Annotated in this window: 17 protein-coding genes and 1 pseudogene; 9 read left to right on the forward strand and 9 right to left on the reverse strand. The window is 75.7% G+C overall.

The features are described 5' to 3' along the window. Together GCU67_RS19910 and GCU67_RS19915 are read left to right on the forward strand one after the other, a co-directional pair. Positions 1 to 1,334: histidinol-phosphatase (locus GCU67_RS19910; protein ID WP_163613112.1), on the forward strand; the 1,334-nt coding region annotated here is incomplete at its 5' end. After that, positions 1,334 to 1,915, forward strand: coding sequence for a hypothetical protein (locus GCU67_RS19915; protein WP_163613113.1), 582 nt, complete (start codon positions 1,334 to 1,336; stop codon positions 1,913 to 1,915). The genes GCU67_RS19910 and GCU67_RS19915, both read left to right, overlap by 1 nt. A gap of 37 nt (positions 1,916 to 1,952) precedes the next feature. Here the strand turns inward: GCU67_RS19915 and GCU67_RS19920 are convergent, their stop codons facing one another. Together GCU67_RS19920 and GCU67_RS19925 are read right to left on the reverse strand one after the other, a co-directional pair. After that, a complete protein-coding gene (locus GCU67_RS19920) occupies positions 1,953 to 2,246 on the reverse strand; it encodes a hypothetical protein (protein WP_163613114.1) in 294 nt (97 codons plus the stop codon). 64 nt (positions 2,247 to 2,310) lie between these two features. Further along, complete coding sequence (locus GCU67_RS19925; RefSeq protein ID WP_338105180.1) at positions 2,311 to 2,667, reverse strand: VOC family protein; 357 nt, start codon at positions 2,665 to 2,667, stop codon at positions 2,311 to 2,313. Between the two features lie 86 nt (positions 2,668 to 2,753). Between GCU67_RS19925 and GCU67_RS19930 the strand changes: the two genes are divergently transcribed. Further along, entirely contained in the window at positions 2,754 to 3,215 is a 462-nt protein-coding gene (locus GCU67_RS19930; RefSeq protein WP_163613115.1) for an NUDIX domain-containing protein, read from the forward strand. A 1-nt stretch (position 3,216) separates the two neighbouring features. Here the strand turns inward: GCU67_RS19930 and GCU67_RS19935 are convergent, their stop codons facing one another. After that, positions 3,217 to 4,020: an endonuclease/exonuclease/phosphatase family protein gene (locus tag GCU67_RS19935; protein ID WP_163613116.1), complete on the reverse strand. Its 804-nt coding sequence runs from the start codon at positions 4,018 to 4,020 to the stop codon at positions 3,217 to 3,219. A 106-nt stretch (positions 4,021 to 4,126) separates the two neighbouring features. Between GCU67_RS19935 and GCU67_RS19940 the strand changes: the two genes are divergently transcribed. The 3 genes from GCU67_RS19940 (at position 4,127) to GCU67_RS19950 (ending at position 6,211) form a co-directional block, all read left to right on the forward strand. Then, positions 4,127 to 5,017, forward strand: coding sequence for a 1,4-dihydroxy-2-naphthoyl-CoA synthase (locus tag GCU67_RS19940; RefSeq protein WP_163613117.1), 891 nt, complete (start codon positions 4,127 to 4,129; stop codon positions 5,015 to 5,017). A 99-nt stretch (positions 5,018 to 5,116) separates the two neighbouring features. After that, positions 5,117 to 5,449 (forward strand): hypothetical protein, encoded by a 333-nt coding sequence (locus GCU67_RS19945; protein WP_163613118.1) that lies wholly within the window; start codon positions 5,117 to 5,119, stop codon positions 5,447 to 5,449. A gap of 120 nt (positions 5,450 to 5,569) precedes the next feature. Beyond that, the gene (locus tag GCU67_RS19950; RefSeq protein WP_163613155.1) at positions 5,570 to 6,211 is read left to right on the forward strand and encodes a TetR-like C-terminal domain-containing protein; all 642 of its coding nucleotides are present in this window, start codon (positions 5,570 to 5,572) and stop codon (positions 6,209 to 6,211) included. Between the two features lie 7 nt (positions 6,212 to 6,218). On the opposite strand, the gene GCU67_RS19955 is transcribed toward GCU67_RS19950, so the two are convergent. Both GCU67_RS19955 and GCU67_RS19960 read right to left on the reverse strand, forming a co-directional pair. Further along, positions 6,219 to 6,893: a TetR family transcriptional regulator gene (locus GCU67_RS19955; protein ID WP_163613119.1), complete on the reverse strand. Its 675-nt coding sequence runs from the start codon at positions 6,891 to 6,893 to the stop codon at positions 6,219 to 6,221. Positions 6,894 to 6,932: 39 nt separating this feature from the next. Next, positions 6,933 to 7,454 (reverse strand): DUF5946 family protein, encoded by a 522-nt coding sequence (locus GCU67_RS19960; RefSeq protein WP_163613120.1) that lies wholly within the window; start codon positions 7,452 to 7,454, stop codon positions 6,933 to 6,935. A gap of 83 nt (positions 7,455 to 7,537) precedes the next feature. Between GCU67_RS19960 and GCU67_RS19965 the strand changes: the two genes are divergently transcribed. Then, the gene (locus GCU67_RS19965; protein ID WP_163613121.1) at positions 7,538 to 8,203 is read left to right on the forward strand and encodes an HAD family hydrolase; all 666 of its coding nucleotides are present in this window, start codon (positions 7,538 to 7,540) and stop codon (positions 8,201 to 8,203) included. A 42-nt stretch (positions 8,204 to 8,245) separates the two neighbouring features. Here GCU67_RS19965 and GCU67_RS19970 read toward each other — a convergent pair whose 3' ends face one another. After that, positions 8,246 to 9,238, reverse strand: a complete 993-nt coding sequence (locus GCU67_RS19970; RefSeq protein ID WP_163613122.1) for a glucosyl-3-phosphoglycerate synthase — start codon at positions 9,236 to 9,238, stop codon at positions 8,246 to 8,248. 309 nt (positions 9,239 to 9,547) lie between these two features. Here GCU67_RS19970 and GCU67_RS23095 point away from each other — a divergent pair. Together GCU67_RS23095 and GCU67_RS19980 are read left to right on the forward strand one after the other, a co-directional pair. Then, a pseudogene (locus GCU67_RS23095) lies at positions 9,548 to 9,860 on the forward strand (LGFP repeat-containing protein); the annotation flags it as partial. 21 nt (positions 9,861 to 9,881) lie between these two features. Next, on the forward strand, positions 9,882 to 10,616 hold the full coding sequence (locus GCU67_RS19980; protein WP_338105181.1) for a L,D-transpeptidase family protein: 735 nt from the start codon (positions 9,882 to 9,884) through the stop codon (positions 10,614 to 10,616). A 15-nt stretch (positions 10,617 to 10,631) separates the two neighbouring features. Here GCU67_RS19980 and GCU67_RS19985 read toward each other — a convergent pair whose 3' ends face one another. The 3 genes from GCU67_RS19985 to GCU67_RS19995 are packed head-to-tail and all read right to left on the reverse strand — an operon-like array spanning position 10,632 to position 14,247. After that, positions 10,632 to 12,782 carry a phage holin family protein gene (locus GCU67_RS19985; RefSeq protein WP_163613124.1) on the reverse strand — a complete coding sequence of 717 codons (2,151 nt, stop codon included), beginning with the start codon at positions 12,780 to 12,782 and terminating at the stop codon, positions 10,632 to 10,634. Next, entirely contained in the window at positions 12,779 to 13,423 is a 645-nt protein-coding gene (locus GCU67_RS19990) for a VTT domain-containing protein (RefSeq protein WP_163613125.1), read from the reverse strand. Before GCU67_RS19990 ends, GCU67_RS19985 begins: the two co-directional genes overlap by 4 nt. After that, positions 13,420 to 14,247, reverse strand: coding sequence for an MBL fold metallo-hydrolase (locus GCU67_RS19995; protein WP_163613126.1), 828 nt, complete (start codon positions 14,245 to 14,247; stop codon positions 13,420 to 13,422). The genes GCU67_RS19990 and GCU67_RS19995 overlap by 4 nt, the downstream gene beginning before the upstream one ends. Positions 14,248 to 14,257: the final 10 nt, after the last annotated feature.

The raw sequence follows: 14,257 nt of genomic DNA on the forward strand, positions 1-14,257 counted from the left end.
TGGACTGGATCGTCATCACCGACCACGGCGGCCCGGCGCACCAGAAGTTCTCGGTCGACGCGATCACGCCCGAGATCGAGGCGGCCCGTGGCCAGTTCCGCGATCTGCTGATCTACCAGGGCCTCGAGTGGAACATCCCCAGCGCCGAGCACGCCACGGTCATGCTCCCCCCGGGGCGCGACACCGTGGACATCCTCAAGGCGTTCGAGGCCGGCTACGACGGCTCCGTCCTGAGCGCCCGCGGCGTCACCGGCAACGTCGAGCCCTACGCGCTCGAGGGCCTGCGGTACCTGGACAACCAGGTGCGCAACCGGCGTACCGAGATCGCGCTGATGTTCGCCAACCACCCGAGCCGGCAGGGCATCGACAGCCCGCACGAGATCCGCAACTGGCGCGACGCGGCCCCGTCCGTCGCGGTCGGCATGGAGGGTGCCCCCGGGCACCAGGCCGCCGGCATCCCGACCTCGCAGGGCGGCCCGGGCCGCGCCCGCGGCTACTACGACAACGCCGGCACCCGGGCCGACCGGTTCGCGCCCTACCCGGCCGAGTCCTACCGCACCTTCGGTGGCTTCGACTGGATGACCGCGACCGTCGGCGGCCTCTGGGACTCCCTGCTCGCCGAGGGCAAGCCGTGGTGGGTCACCGCCACCTCCGACTCCCACCAGGTCTTCCGGGACACCCGGGTCCCGGGGTCGCAGAACTACGACCAGACCGGCGTGCGCGGCGACCCGGTCGACACCGGCGTCCCGATCACCACCTACGGCGACTTCTGGCCCGGCCAGTACAGCAGCACCCTGGTCGTGGCCCAGTCCCGGCAGTACGTCGACGTGATGCGCGGGCTGCAGTCGGGCAAGGTCGTGGCGGTGCACGGCCGGCTCATCGACGGCCTGGACCTGCGCGTCCGCTCCATCGGCGATGGTGACAGCCGGGGCGTGACCCTCGGTGGCCGCACCTTCGTCCGCCGCGGCGGCGACGTGCAGGTGTCGATCACCGTCGAGCTGGCCGGTGGTCCCAACGCCAACGGCGACGTGCCGGAGCTGGCCAAGGTGGACCTGATCAGCGGCCCGGTGACCGGCGTCGCCGCCGACCGGGACGTCTTCCGCGCGCCGCAGACGACCGTGGTCGAGACCTTCGAGGTCCACGCCCGCGGCCGCCGGGCCACGTTCGAGCACACGTTCAAGAACGTGCAGCAGTCGTTCTACGTCCGGGTGCGCGGCAGCGACGGCCGGCAGCTGGACGCGAGCGGCAACCCGCTGATCGACGTGGTCGGCAACGCGAACCCGTGGGAGGACCTCTGGTTCTACGCCAACCCCGTGTTCGTCGACGTCTTCTGATGGCCGGTCGCTGGTTCGGCGGGTCCCCGGGGGCCGAGGTGCTCCCCGACGCCCACCTGCTGGCGGCGGTCGACGCCGCACTCGCCGGGTCGGGCACCTCGGCGGAGCTGGTCTGCACCTCGGTGGACCGCTCCGCCGGGGTGCCCCGCACCGGGGTGGCCCTGCGGTTGTCCGCCGAGCCGGCCGACCCTGCCGGCACCCGGGTGGCGCTGGCCCGGGCGCTGGGCGGGCCGGTGGTCGACGAGGGCACGGCCGGTCAGGGACACGACGCGGCGCCCGCCGTCACGGCCCTCACGCAGGTGCGGGACGGCGCGGACGGGCGGTGCGTCCGGTTCCCCGGGCAGGACGTCGTCCAGGGTCGTCTGTCGGTCGCCGACCTGGTCGCCGCGACGGCGATCGAGGAGGTCGTCGGTGTCGGTGTCCAGGTGGGGCCCGAGCACGTCGTCGACACCCTGGGCTTCCTGCGTCCGGTCTTCACCGCGGGACGGCTCAGGCTGGTGGTGGAGCAGGGGGCCGAGGGGGCCCTGCAGCCGTTCGAGATCGCCGACCCGCACGAGTGCTGCGGCGGAGTGGCGCACTGACCCGGACCTCGGAGGGGCAGCCCCTCCGGGGTCGGGGTCAGACCACCGGGGTGGCGAAGCCGATCTCCTTGCCGGCGAGGCAGGCGGGGAAGGTCTCGAACACCGCCGCCCGCTCGGGGGAGGCGTTGTAGCGCTCCTCGACCTCGAGGAAGTCGGCGTCGTCACCGTCGTGGGCGACCGCCCAGGTGAAGGTGGAGTGCTCCTCCTCGGCCAGGGCGAACAGCACCCGGAAGCCGAACTGCTCCCGCACCGGGACGATGGTGGGGAACCACGCCAGGAAGTCGGCCATCCGGCCCGGTTCGATCTCGTAACGTCGCAGCTGCACGGTCATGCGCCCAGTCTGATGGAGTCCCAGCGGCGCGGGAACCGCGCCCTGGGACTCCATCAGCGCAGGGTCAGGACGACGGCGGGACGTAGAACTGCAGGTCGTTGCCCTCGGAGTCCTTGAACGGCGCGATCCGGCCCCACGGGTGGTCGCTGATGCCGCCGGTGAACTCCACGCCCTTGCCCTGCAGCTCGGCCACCTCGGCGTCGAGGTCACCGTCGGGCTGGAAGGTGATGACGGCGCCGCCGTCGGCGTGCCTCGCGGTCCCCTCCCGGGCGTTGAGCCCGATCATCAGGCCGTTGGAGTCGAACTCGCTCCAGTCCTCGGTGACCTTCTTCTCGGTCAGCCCCAGGGTGTCCCGGTAGAAGGCCCGGGCCCGGTCCATGTCGTCGACCGGCACCCACACGCTCGCCACACCACTCGCCACGTCAGTTCTCCTCAGGTAGGTCGTGCACGACCCGTGCCCAGCCGGGCGGTCCGGCAACCACCGCACGGCCCCGGCAGACTGGGGGCGTGCGCACCTCGACCGACGGCTGGACGACGTGTGCGCTGGGGCACCGGCACTGGGGGCGGGCCGGCGCGGCCGGGCTGCTGCTGCACCGCCCCGGGTCGGCCGGCACCGAGGTCCTGCTGCACCTGCGGGTGGGCTGGTCGCACCACGGCGGCACCTGGGGCACCCCCGGTGGCGCGCTGCTGGCCGACGAGGCCGCGGCCGACGGCGCGCTGCGCGAGGCAGGGGAGGAGCTGGGCCTGCGCCGCTCGGACGTCGTGCTCGGGACGGCGTCCGTCGACGACCACGGCGGCTGGAGCTACACGACCGTGCTGGCCGTCCCCGCCGGGCGGCTGGAGGCGGCCGACCTGGTGCTGAACGAGGAGAGCACCGACGTCGGCTGGTTCGCCCTCGACGCACTCCCCGTGCTGCACCCGGGGCTGGCCGGCTCGCTGCCGACCCTGCTGCCGCTGCTGGCGGCCTGACTCACGCGCTCCCGGGGACGGTGACCGGGACGACGACCAGCCGGTGGTCACCGAACTCCATCGCCCGCACCTCCGCCGGTCCGGCCTGAACCGGGTCGAGGGCCAGCACGTGGTCGAACTGCACCCGGGGCGCGGGTGCGGGGTAGGTCGGCGCGCTCGCCAGCCGCTGGGCGCGGGCCAGGGTCGCCGGCAGGGGGCCGATCAGGTTGAGGTCACCGGCCAGCAGCACCGGCCCGGGCAGCGTGCGGGACCAGCGGCGCAGCCGGAGCAGCTGGCGGGACGCGGTGTGCGGGGCGAAGGACAGGTGGGTGCTGATCACGGTGACCCCGTCGAGCTCCGCGGCGACGGCCAGCCGCGGCTCGTCGGGGAACCACCAGGTCCGGCTCTCCCCGGTGCGCGGGTCGGGGGCCCGGATCGGCAGCCTGGCCCGGCCGGCGCCCAGCGCCTGCACCGACCAGCGGCGCACGGGCAGCCGGCTGAACAGCGCGATGCCGTAGAGCGGGCCGGTGGGCTCCTCCCACGACCCGCGCAGCACGGGCGGGTCGACCGGCGTCCAGCTGCGGAAGGGGTCGGGTGTGCCGGCGACGGCGGCGGCGAACCGCCAGTCGGTCGTGCCGAGCGCGGCGGCGACCTCGGCGGGCTGGTCGACGCCGTGCGAGCGCGGCTGGGCGACGTCGACCTCCTGGACGGCGAGGACGTCGACGTCGACGCCGGCGAGCGCGGCCCGCAGCCCGGCGGCGTCGAGCGAGCGGCCCCCGGAGTCGCGGGCAGAGGCGAGGTTCAGCGTGCCGACCCGGAGTTCCACCCGCCCATCAGACCAGTCCCACGGCAGTCGTGCTCTGCTCACGGTGGTGCGCGGAGCACGAGCGTCCGGGGAGCAGGTGCCCGGGGCGGCGGCTAGGTTCCCACCCGTGAGTGCACGCGCGGACGTCTCGGAGATCTTCGACGCCTCGGCCTGGGCGCAGGTGCCGGGCTTCGAGGGGCTCACCGACGTCACCTACCACCGCGCGGTCGACGCCGGGGTGGTGCGGATCGCGCTCGACCGGCCCGAGGTGCGCAACGCCTTCCGGCCGCAGACGGTCGACCAGCTGCTCGCCGTGTTCGAGCACGCGCGGCTGTCTACCGACGTCGGCTGCGTGCTGCTCACCGGCAACGGCCCCAGCGAGAAGGACGGCGGCTGGGCGTTCTGCTCCGGCGGTGACCAGCGGGTGCGCGGGAGGTACGGCTACGAGGCCGGCGACGGCGTCAGCGGGCGGCTGCACATCCTGGAGGTGCAGCGGCTGATCCGCTTCATGCCCAAGATCGTCGTCTGCGTCGTCCCGGGGTGGGCGGCCGGCGGCGGGCACAGCCTGCACGTGGTCGCCGACCTCACCCTGGCCAGCGCCGAGCACGCCCGCTTCAAGCAGACGGACGCCGACGTGGGCAGCTTCGACGGCGGGTTCGGCTCGGCCTACCTCGCCCGGCAGGTGGGCCAGAAGTTCGCCCGCGAGATCTTCTTCCTCGGCGAGGAGTACTCCGCCGCCGACGCGCACGCGATGGGCATGGTCAACCGGGTGGTCCCGCACGCGGAGCTGGAGGCCACCGCGCTGGACTGGGGACGCCGGATCGTGGCCAAGAGCCCGACCGCCCAGCGGATGCTCAAGTACTCGTTCAACGCCATCGACGACGGACTGGTCGGCCAGCAGCTCTTCGCCGGGGAGACCACCCGGTTGGCCTACATGGCCGAGGAGGCCGTCGAGGGCCGCGACTCCTTCCTGGAGAAGCGCCCCGCCGACTTCACCCGCTTCCCCTGGCATGTCTGAAGGACCCCGTCGCCCCCCACCACTCGCTCCGCTCGCGGCGGGCCCCTGCGACGGGGCCTTCCAGACCAGACCACGAGCCCACGTCATGGAGGTAGGAAGATGATCATCGAGGTGATCGGCGGTGCCGACGAGGTGCCCGAGGTGCGGGTGGCCGACGTCGACGACCTGACCCGGCTGCACCTGGCCGTGGGCGCGGTGACCGACGAGGAGGCCGACGCCGCGCTGCGCTCGGCCGGGATGGGCCGGCTGACCGACGGGGACACCGGCGTGGTGTCCGTCGCCGCGCTGCGTGCGGCCGCCGAACCGCAGGCGTCGACCGCCGACTGGGGCGACCGCTTCGACGCGATGGTGATCTTCGCCGCGGACAAGGGCTGGACCGCCGACGACGGCGCCGGTCTGCAGGTGCACGTGGAGCCCGCCGCGTCCGCCTGACCAGCGGTTCGACCCGGTCACCGGCACGGCGCGCCGCGCCCGGGTCACCTGTGGTCTCGCTGTGTCACGGCGCGGTGGTTGTGGTCGTTCCATGTTCTTGGGCACGATTGCACGGTGGCGATGACAGACCTCCCCCCGCGACCCGCCGGCGCACGTCCTCCGGGCCGCCCGCTGTCCTCGGAGCTCTCCGACCAGCTGGTCGCCGTGGCGATGGACATCCTGGCCGACGAGGGGTGGGGGCGGCTGAACAGCGACCGCGTCGCAGCCCGTGCCAAGGCGGGCAAGGCCGGCATCTACCGCCGGTGGCCCACGATGGCCGCCCTGGCCCGGCACGCCCTCTCCACGACGTCGCTGGTGGAGCTGCCCGCTGACGCCGGCTCGCTGAGCGCCGACCTGTGCGGGCTGCTGGTGCGCTGGACCCAGCCGCTGGACCGGTCCGAGCGCGCGGCGGCCAGCCTCGTGGGCGCCGCCCGGCACGACGACGACCTGCGGGCCGGCCTGGACGAGGCGCTGCTGCGCCCGCTGGGCACCGCGGTGCGCGAGATCGCCGCCCGGGAGGCCGCCCGCGGGCACGAGCTGCCGGCCGCGCGCGTAGCGCTCCTGGGCTCGGTGCTGGAGGCGCTGTGGTGGCAGCGCTACGCCGCCGCTGCTGCGGCTCCGCGGAGCTCCGCGGAGGTCGAACACCTGGTCACCGACGTGCTGGTGCCCATCGTCGAGCCGGAGCACGTGGCCGAGCCCGAGCGCGTGGCCACGGCCGGCTGACCGGCGCTCAGTCCACCGACAGGCCCAGCTGCCCGGCCAGCTCCCGGACGGCGTCCTCGAGGACGCCGAAGGTGGCGGTCACCGCGGCCTGCGCTGCCGCCTGCCCTGCCGGCGTCCAGCCGTCGGCCAGGCCGGTACGGCGGTGCTCGGCCACGAGCACCGCGCCGGCGTTGAAGAACAGCTCGGCGGTGAGCCGGCCGAGCAGCTGCACGGGGGCCGGCGCGGGCCGTGCGGGTCCGGCGAGGGCGGTGGCCAGCGCGTCGACGGTCAGCTCGACGGCCTCGGCCACGAGCATGCGGCTGCGGGTCTGCAGGTCGGGGGAGCGCACCATCGCCTCGACGTAGCTGCTGCGCTCGGGCAGCCCGGCCTCGGCGACCAGCGTGCTGATGTCCCGCTCCACCTGGTGCCGCAGCGCGCTCAGCGGTCCGGTGCCCGGCGGGCGCCCGGCGACGGCGGCGGCCGGGCCCCTGATCTCGGGGATGCGCCCGTCGTGGAAGAGGGCCTCCTTGCTCTCGAAGTGGTTGAAGACCGTCTGGACGGCGACGTCCGCGGCGGCGGCGATGTCGGCGGTCGTGACGGCCTCGAACCCGCGCTCGGCGAACAACCGGTGCGCCGCGCTGCGGATCTCCGCCCGCGTCCGTGCCTTGCGCAGCTCCCGCCGCCCCCCGGTGACGTCCTCCACGCCGCCAGCGTAGGTGGCCGTGCGGTCGCCGCCGGTGGATCAGCCGGTCGGCGCGCTGTCGGCGGCCCGGCGGAGCTCGGCGGCGGCCGGTGCCCAGTCCGCCCAGGTGGCGTCGGCCCAGGCGCCGACCAGCGCCGGGAGGTCCACCACGTCGAGGTCGGCGGCGAGGTCGGCCACCGTCGTCGTCCAGCGGGCCGGCCGTTGCAGCGACCGCAGTGCGGCGTCGTCCACCCGGGCGGCCAGGGCCGCAGCGGCGAGCGGGCCCTGCCCGCGGTCGCGCTCCAGGTACAGCCGGAGCGCGGCCGCGGCCGGCTCGCCGGGCAGGTGGTGCTGGGCGTCGTAGGTGTCGCGGGCCAGCTGCAGCAGGGCGGCCGTCTGCGCGTCCTGCGCCGCCTCGTCGCGCAGCCCGCCGACGGTCACCTGGAACAGGTGCCAGCAGCCGGCGGAGGCACCGGGGTGCCGGCCGTCGGCGTCGGCGGTGGCGACGAGGACCGCGCCGCAGCCGGGGCAGACCGTCGTCCGCAGCTCGGTGGGCCCGGACGAGGTGTCGGCAGCGGTCACGACGGTCGATGGTGCCGTACCCGGCCGGGAGTCGCCGACCGGGACACCGGTTGGCCGGTGCACCAGTGGGGAAGCCAAGCCGCATGGCCGAACCCACGATCGCCGTCCTGGACGTCGACGGCACCCTCGTCGACTCGAACTACCAGCACGCCCTGGCCTGGTACCGGGCGCTGCGCTCGCTCGGGGAGACCTTCCCCGTGTGGCGCATCCACCGCCTCATCGGCATGGGCGGGGACCAGCTCGTCGGTGCCCTCGGCGGGGACGAGGTGGAGGCGCGCATCGGTGACCAGGCGCGGGAGAGGTGGGTCGAGGAGGTCGACACGCTCATCGGCGAGATCGCCCCGCTCCCCGGCGCCCGCGACCTGCTCGCGGCGATCAAGGACCGCGGTCACCGGCTCGTGCTGGCCAGCTCGGGCCAGCCCCAGCACGTCGACCGGTTCGTGGACCTGCTGGGCGTGCGCGACCTCGCCGACGCGATCACCTCCTCCGAGGACGCCGAGGCCTCCAAGCCCGCGCCGGACCTGCTGCAGGTGGCGCTGCAGAAGCTGGGCGCGTCCCCGGACGCCGACAGCGTGATGATCGGCGACTCGGTGTGGGACGTGGAGGCGGCGAAGAAGGCCGGGATGCCCGCGATCGTCGTGCGTTCGGGCGGCTTCGGCGACGACGAGCTCCGCGACGCCGGCGCGATCGCGATCTACGACACCCCCGCCGACCTGGCCACGGCCCTGGACGACACCCCGCTGGCCTGACGGGGCGGGCCCGCCGGCGTCACGCCGGCGGGTCGGCCCTGCTCAGCCGACGACCCCGGCCCGCAGGACGGCGTACTCCTCGACGGCGGCCATCGGCGGGCGCTCGTCGACGGCCACGCTGTGGCTGGTCGGCACGAACCCGCTGCCGTCGTGGGCGAACTGGGTGAGCAGCCCGCCGGGCTCCAGGCGGCCGCGGGCCGGGCGGCCGCGCTCGGCCCGGGACAGCACCGTGGACACGATCTGGCCGGCCATCTTCCCCAGCGCGACGTCGGTCTGGTGGGAGTGTGTCCGGGTGCCGAGGTCCACCTGGGCCAGACCCTGGAGCCCGCAGATCCGCAGCAGGTCGATCAGCAGGCCCACCTCGACGCCGTAGCCGGAGACGAACGGCACCTGCTCCAGCACCGACCGGCGGCCGGCGTACTCCCCGCCCAGCGGCTGCACGAAGCCGGCCAGCTCGGGCCACAGCGCGTTGAGCAGCGGCCGGGCGGTGAGCTCGGTGACCCGGCCACCACCGACCGGGCGGTGCACGCCGTCCACGGTCAGCGGCCGGGTGTAGCAGCCCTTGACGTACTCGACGCGCGGGTCGAGCAGCAGCGGGGTGAGCAGCCCGGGCACGTAGTGGCCGACGTCGCCGAGCAGGTCGGAGTCCATGAAGACGACGAGGTCGCCGGTGGTGGCGGCCAGCGACTTCCACAACGCCTCGCCCTTGCCGGGGCGGTCGCCGTAGCAGGGCAGCACCTCACCGGCGGCGACCACCTCCGCCCCGGCGGCGCGGGCCGCCTCGGCGGTGGCGTCGGTGGAGTTGGAGTCGACGACCAGCAGCTCGTCGACGAGCGGGACGTCCTGGACCCAGCGGGTCACCAGGTCCCGCACCAGGACGCCGACCGTCGTCTCCTCGTTGCGTGCCGGGAGGACGACGCTGATCCGGTGGCCGCCGCGGCGCTTGGCCAGCAACAGGGCGTCGACGTCGATCTCGGCCAGGGAGGTGGCCGACGTGGTGCGGTGCTCGAACCAGGCGCGGGCGTCAGGTCGCATCGGCCCACTGTCGAGCACGGCCGTCTCCCTCCGCACGTCGGCGGGACGTCGTTCACACGAACTTCACGTTCGGTGGCACGAGTGTGACCATCCGGACCCACGCGGGCAACCACCGGGCGGACCCCCGGCGAACGGCCGCTGAACGGCCCGCCCGCGCCGGACGCCGCGCGACGGGACGCGCCCAGGGCGACCGGTGGGACGGGCGGGGAGGGTGGGTGCGTCAGCGTTGCCCCCCGGTCCGGACGGCACCTGGCGTCGGCCCGCCGCGTCCCGCCGGGACGTGACTCGAGCGGGCGCGGGGGCAGGCACATGGGCGGTCACAGGACGGTCCGGACGCACCGGCGGGCAGCACGGACGGCGGATCGGGTCGTCACCGTCACCGTCGTCCTCGTGGTGCTCCTGCTGCGGCTGGGGGTCACCGCGGCCGGCGCCACGCCCTACCCGTCGCCGGCCGGCGGCACCCGCGACGTCACGGGGCCGGTCCTGGACCGCTGGCTGGCGCTGGGGGGTCCCACCGGGCCGCTCGGCGCGCCGCTGACCGGGACCGTCGCGACGCCCGACGGGCTCGGCCGCTACGCGCACTCCCAGGGCGGCTCGGTCTACTGGTCGGCCGGCACCGGGGGCGCACGCGGTCACCGGCGCCGTGGGGGACCGCTGGGCCGCGACCGGCTGGCAGAACGGTCCGCTGGGCCTGCCGACGTCCGACGCCTTCCCGGTCACCGGTGGCAGCGCGCAGGACTTCCAGGGCGGCCGGCTCACCTCCACCGGCGGCGGCACGGCGATCAACACCGGCCTCCCGCTGGGCGTCGTCCCGCCGGGCACCCAGGTGGCCACGGTGGTGGCGCCGTCGGCCGGTTCGACCACCGCGACGCTGACCGCCTGGCAGCGGGGTGACCGCGGCTGGACGCCGGTGGTCGGCCCGGTGACCGCGCGGGTCGGCGCGGGGGGCGTGGGCGCGGCGAGCGAGTCGAGCACCCGCACCTCGGCGGGCACGTTCACCCTCACCGAGGCCTTCGGCCGCGCGGGCGACCCCGGCACGGCGCCGCCCTACCGGGTCGTCGACCGCGACGACTGGTGGGTGTCGGACGTGAACAGCGGCCGGTACAACACCCACGCCCGCTGCGCGCCGGGCACCTGCGACTTCGACGAGCGCGCGGGGGAGAACCTGCTCGCCGCCGGCCGCGTCTACGACAACGCGGTCGTCATCGACTACAACCGCCGGCCGGTCACCCGCGGCGCCGGGTCGGCGTTCTTCCTGCACATCGTCAAGGGCGCGGCGACGGCCGGGTGCGTGGCGATCGACCAGGCCGGCCTGCAGGCCGTGCTCCGCTGGCTGCGTCCGGGTGCCTCCCCGGTCATCAGCATCGGCGTCGGCTGACCGGCAGCACCCCGCTCAGGCCTGCGCGGCCACCGGGGGTCCGGCGACGGCGTCGTCCGCCGGTGCGTCGCCGGCCGGCTCGGGGTGGCCCAGGTCGGTGAGCCACCCGCGCAGCACCCGGTGCAGGTGCTCGGCGCCGACGACCTCGCCGGGGTCGGCCCACGCCCGGGGCGCGAGCAGGAACCCGTGCTGCTGCGGGCCGCCGAGACCACCGTGCGAGCCGACGTGCGGCTCGAAGGGGGAGGCCTCGTCGGTGACCGGGTCGTAGGCGCTGTTGACGACGACGTCCGGGCAGTGCGCGAACCCCGTGGCCCGGGCGACCAGCCCGGCCGCGTGCGGACCGTAGGGCGCGAGCGGGTCGGTGCCGATGACCACGCCGGTGCGCAGCCGGTGCAGGCCCTCGCGGCCGAGCACGACCGGCCCGAACTCCTCCGAGTGCACGAGCAGGAAGCCGATGCCGGCGTGGTCGACCAGGCTGGGCAGCAGGTCGGGCCAGTGCCGCTCGATGGTCTCCAGCGGCACCCGGCCCGGGTGGTCGGTGAAGGAGACCATCGCCATGTGGCCGCTGACGGTCACCACCACGCCGGGGGCGACCCGGGTGACCGCGCCGGGCTCACCGGGCGGGGTGGGCACCTCGGGGGCGGCAGAGCGCTCCACCCGCGCCCGCAGCCGCCGGGCCACCATCCCGCCCCCGGCGGCGGCCTCGGCCAGCGCGCCCGTCATCTGCCAGCCCGGCGCCGTCCGGGCGGGGGCCGGCGGCAGCAGGCCCAGCAGCCTGCGGCGCGGTGCCGGCGGCTCGGCGCCGGCCAGCCGGCCGACGAGGTCCTCGACGGTCTCGCCGAACCGGTCGGCGAACGCCTCGCCCTGGGTCTGGCCGTGGTCGGAGAGGCAGACCAGGTGGTAGGGCCGCGGGGCCAGTTGGCTGGCCCGCCACAGCCGGCCGACCTGCTGGTCGATCCCGCGCAGGACGTCCAGGGCGTCGAAGCGCTCGATGCCGGAGTGGTGGGCGACCTCGTCGTAGCCGACGAAGTCCGCGTAGACGACCGGCCGGCCGGTCAGCAGGTCCTCCACGACGGCGTTCACCACGACGTCGCGGGTCAGCACGGTGGTCGCCGGCCGGGCCAGCGGGTAGAGCCCGCCACGCCTGATCCGCGGCCGGACGTCGGCCCGGCGCTGGGCCGCGGCCGCCGACAGCTCCCGGAGCACGTCGACGAGGTAGACGCACAGGGTGCGCAGCGCGTTCACCGGGTTGGCGAAGTACCCGTAGTACCCGGCGCCGAGGCCGTCGCGGGTGCGCCGCTCCCGCCGGGACCCCCGGCCCACCACGGCCAGCGAGCTCATGGTCAGCGACACGTGCGCGGCGTCGCCGGTGAACAGGTTGCCGCGGCCGGCGCCGTCCCCGGCGAGCAGCCCGCGCCCGTCGGAGTGCCGGCGCTCGATCTCCGCGGCGTCGCCGGGGGAGGAGACGGTGACGACCCGGTCGTGCTCCTTCTCGTACCAGCGGAAGCCCAGGACGTCGTCGTTCGAGCCCTGCAGGATCCCGCACTGGCTGGCGCCGGTCTGCGAGCTCCAGTCGGTGTGCCAGGCGCGCAGCTCGTGGCTGCCGGCGCGCAGCCAGGCGGCCAGGGTCGGCATCGACCCGTCCCGGACGGCGCGCCGGGCGACCCCGTACCCCAGGCCGTCGATCTGCAGGAACACCACGCCCGGCGGGCACTCCCCGGCGTCGGGGGCGCCCCGGCCGCGGCGGCGGGTGCGGCGGAAGAAGACCTCGTCCTCGTTGACCGCCAGCACACTGCTGATCACTCCGGCCGTGGCGGCCATGGCCACGGCCACGACCAGCGCGGTGTCGAAGCCACGGACCTCGACCCCGGGGACGGCCAGGGAGACCGCCAGCACCCCGCCACCGAGCAGCAGGAAGCTGCCCAGGCCGAAGGTGAACACCGCGATCGGCAGCGCGATCCGCATGACCAGCGGCCAGACGACCGCGGCGAGCACGCCCAGCACCAGCGCGGTGACGGGTGGCTGCCACCAGTCGCGCACGGCGAACCCGGACAGCCAGGAGTCCAGGACGACGAGCACGCCGGTCACGGTGGCCCAGACCAGCAGCAGCCGGGCCAGCGTCCGGCCGCCGCGCAGCACCCGGCCCGGGCGGGTCGGCCCGCTCACGGCGTCCGGTGGGCGGCCGGCGTCGGGACGACGGGGGCGGGGTCGGCGCTGCGGTGCCGCCGCCGGCGGGAGGAGACCAGGTTGAGCACGACGCCGACCAGCAGCACCAGCCCGGTCGCGATCAGGGTGGCGACCAGCGGGGAGTCGAAGACGCCGCCGCTGACCACACCGAGCAGCGCGTAGGCCAGCGCCCACAGCGTGGCGCCGGCGAGGGAGGCCGGCAGCAACCGGCGCCACGGGTAGGCCAGCGCGCCGGCGGCGAGCAGCACCGGGATGCGGCCGGCGGGCAGCAGCCGGCCGATGACGACGATCTGCCAGCCGTGCCGGCGGAACTGCTCGCGCACCTCGGCGACCCGGTCGGCCGGCTGGCGGCGGGCCACCCAGCGCACCGCGGTCGGGCCGCCGGAGCGGCAGACGGCGAAGGTGAGGACGTCGCCGAGGAAGGCGCCCAGGACCGACAGCAGCACGACCACCGGCAGGGACAGCTGCCCACCGCTGACGGCCACGGCCGCGGCCGCCCCGACGACCGCCCCGGTGGGCACGACCGGGACGACGGAGCCCAGCAGCACCCCGCCGAACACCAGCGGGTAGCCCAGCGAGCTGCCGTCGGTCCAGCTGACGGCCAGCACGTCGACGGTCACGCGCCGCCCTCGACCTGCGCGGGCAGCACGACGGGCGAGCCGGGGGCGGTGAGCGCGACCTGCGTCGGCGCCCCGCCGGCGGCGGCCCGCGCGGCGACCTCGGCGGCGAAGCGGCGGGGCGGGTCGACCAGCAGCTCGCGCATCCGCGCCCGCCACGGGCTGGGCAGCGAGCACAGCCCGGCGACGGCGAAGGTGCCCCAGTGCACCGGGACGGCGACCCGGGGGCGCAGCTGCTGCACGGCAGCGGCGGCACCGGCCGGGTCGAGGTGGCCGGGGCCGAGCGAGGGACCCCAGCCCCACACCGGCACCAGCGCGACGTCGATCCCGTCGTCGCCGAGGTCGGTCATGCCGGGGAAGGCGTCGGTGTCACCGGCGGCGTAGACGGTGACGCCGTCGCCGGTGAGCAGGTGGCCGACGGCGGGGGCGTGCGGTCCGTGGGTGAGCCGCGGGCCCCACCGGTGCGCGGCGTGGTCGGCGTGGGTGGCGGTGACGGTGAGGCCGCCGTCGGTCAGGCTCTCGCCCGGGCCGAGCTCGGTCACGGCGGAGAAGCCCTGCCGGGTCAGCCACCGGCCGGCACCGCGCGGGACGACGATCGGCGTCCCGCGGCCGAGCAGCCGCAGCGAGGGCAGGTGCAGGTGGTCGTTGTGCAGGTGGGAGACCAGCACGAGGTCGACGCCGGCCCAGCTCTCCGGCGCCAGCGGGGCGACCATCCGGCGCAGCGGGCCGAGCCTGGGGGTGAGCAGCGGGTCGGTGAGGACGGTGCGGCCGGCGAGCTCCGCCCGGACGGTCGAGTGGCCGAGGAAGCGCAGCGACGGCGTGCTCACCCGGTCAGTA

This window comes from Modestobacter muralis (assembly GCF_010682105.1).
GTDB lineage: Bacteria > Actinomycetota > Actinomycetes > Mycobacteriales > Geodermatophilaceae > Modestobacter > Modestobacter muralis.

Excerpts from the sequence above, each read along its gene's own strand:
- GCU67_RS19915 (WP_163613113.1), top strand. The coding sequence starts at position 1,334 with ATGGCCGGTCGCTGGTTCGGCGGGTCCCCGGGGGCCGAGGTGCTCCCC.
- GCU67_RS19920 (WP_163613114.1), bottom strand. The coding sequence starts at position 2,246 with ATGACCGTGCAGCTGCGACGTTACGAGATCGAACCGGGCCGGATGGCC.
- GCU67_RS19945 (WP_163613118.1), top strand. The coding sequence starts at position 5,117 with ATGATCATCGAGGTGATCGGCGGTGCCGACGAGGTGCCCGAGGTGCGG.
- GCU67_RS19950 (WP_163613155.1), top strand. The coding sequence starts at position 5,570 with ATGACAGACCTCCCCCCGCGACCCGCCGGCGCACGTCCTCCGGGCCGC.
- GCU67_RS19965 (WP_163613121.1), top strand. The coding sequence starts at position 7,538 with ATGGCCGAACCCACGATCGCCGTCCTGGACGTCGACGGCACCCTCGTC.
- GCU67_RS19970 (WP_163613122.1), bottom strand. The coding sequence starts at position 9,238 with ATGCGACCTGACGCCCGCGCCTGGTTCGAGCACCGCACCACGTCGGCC.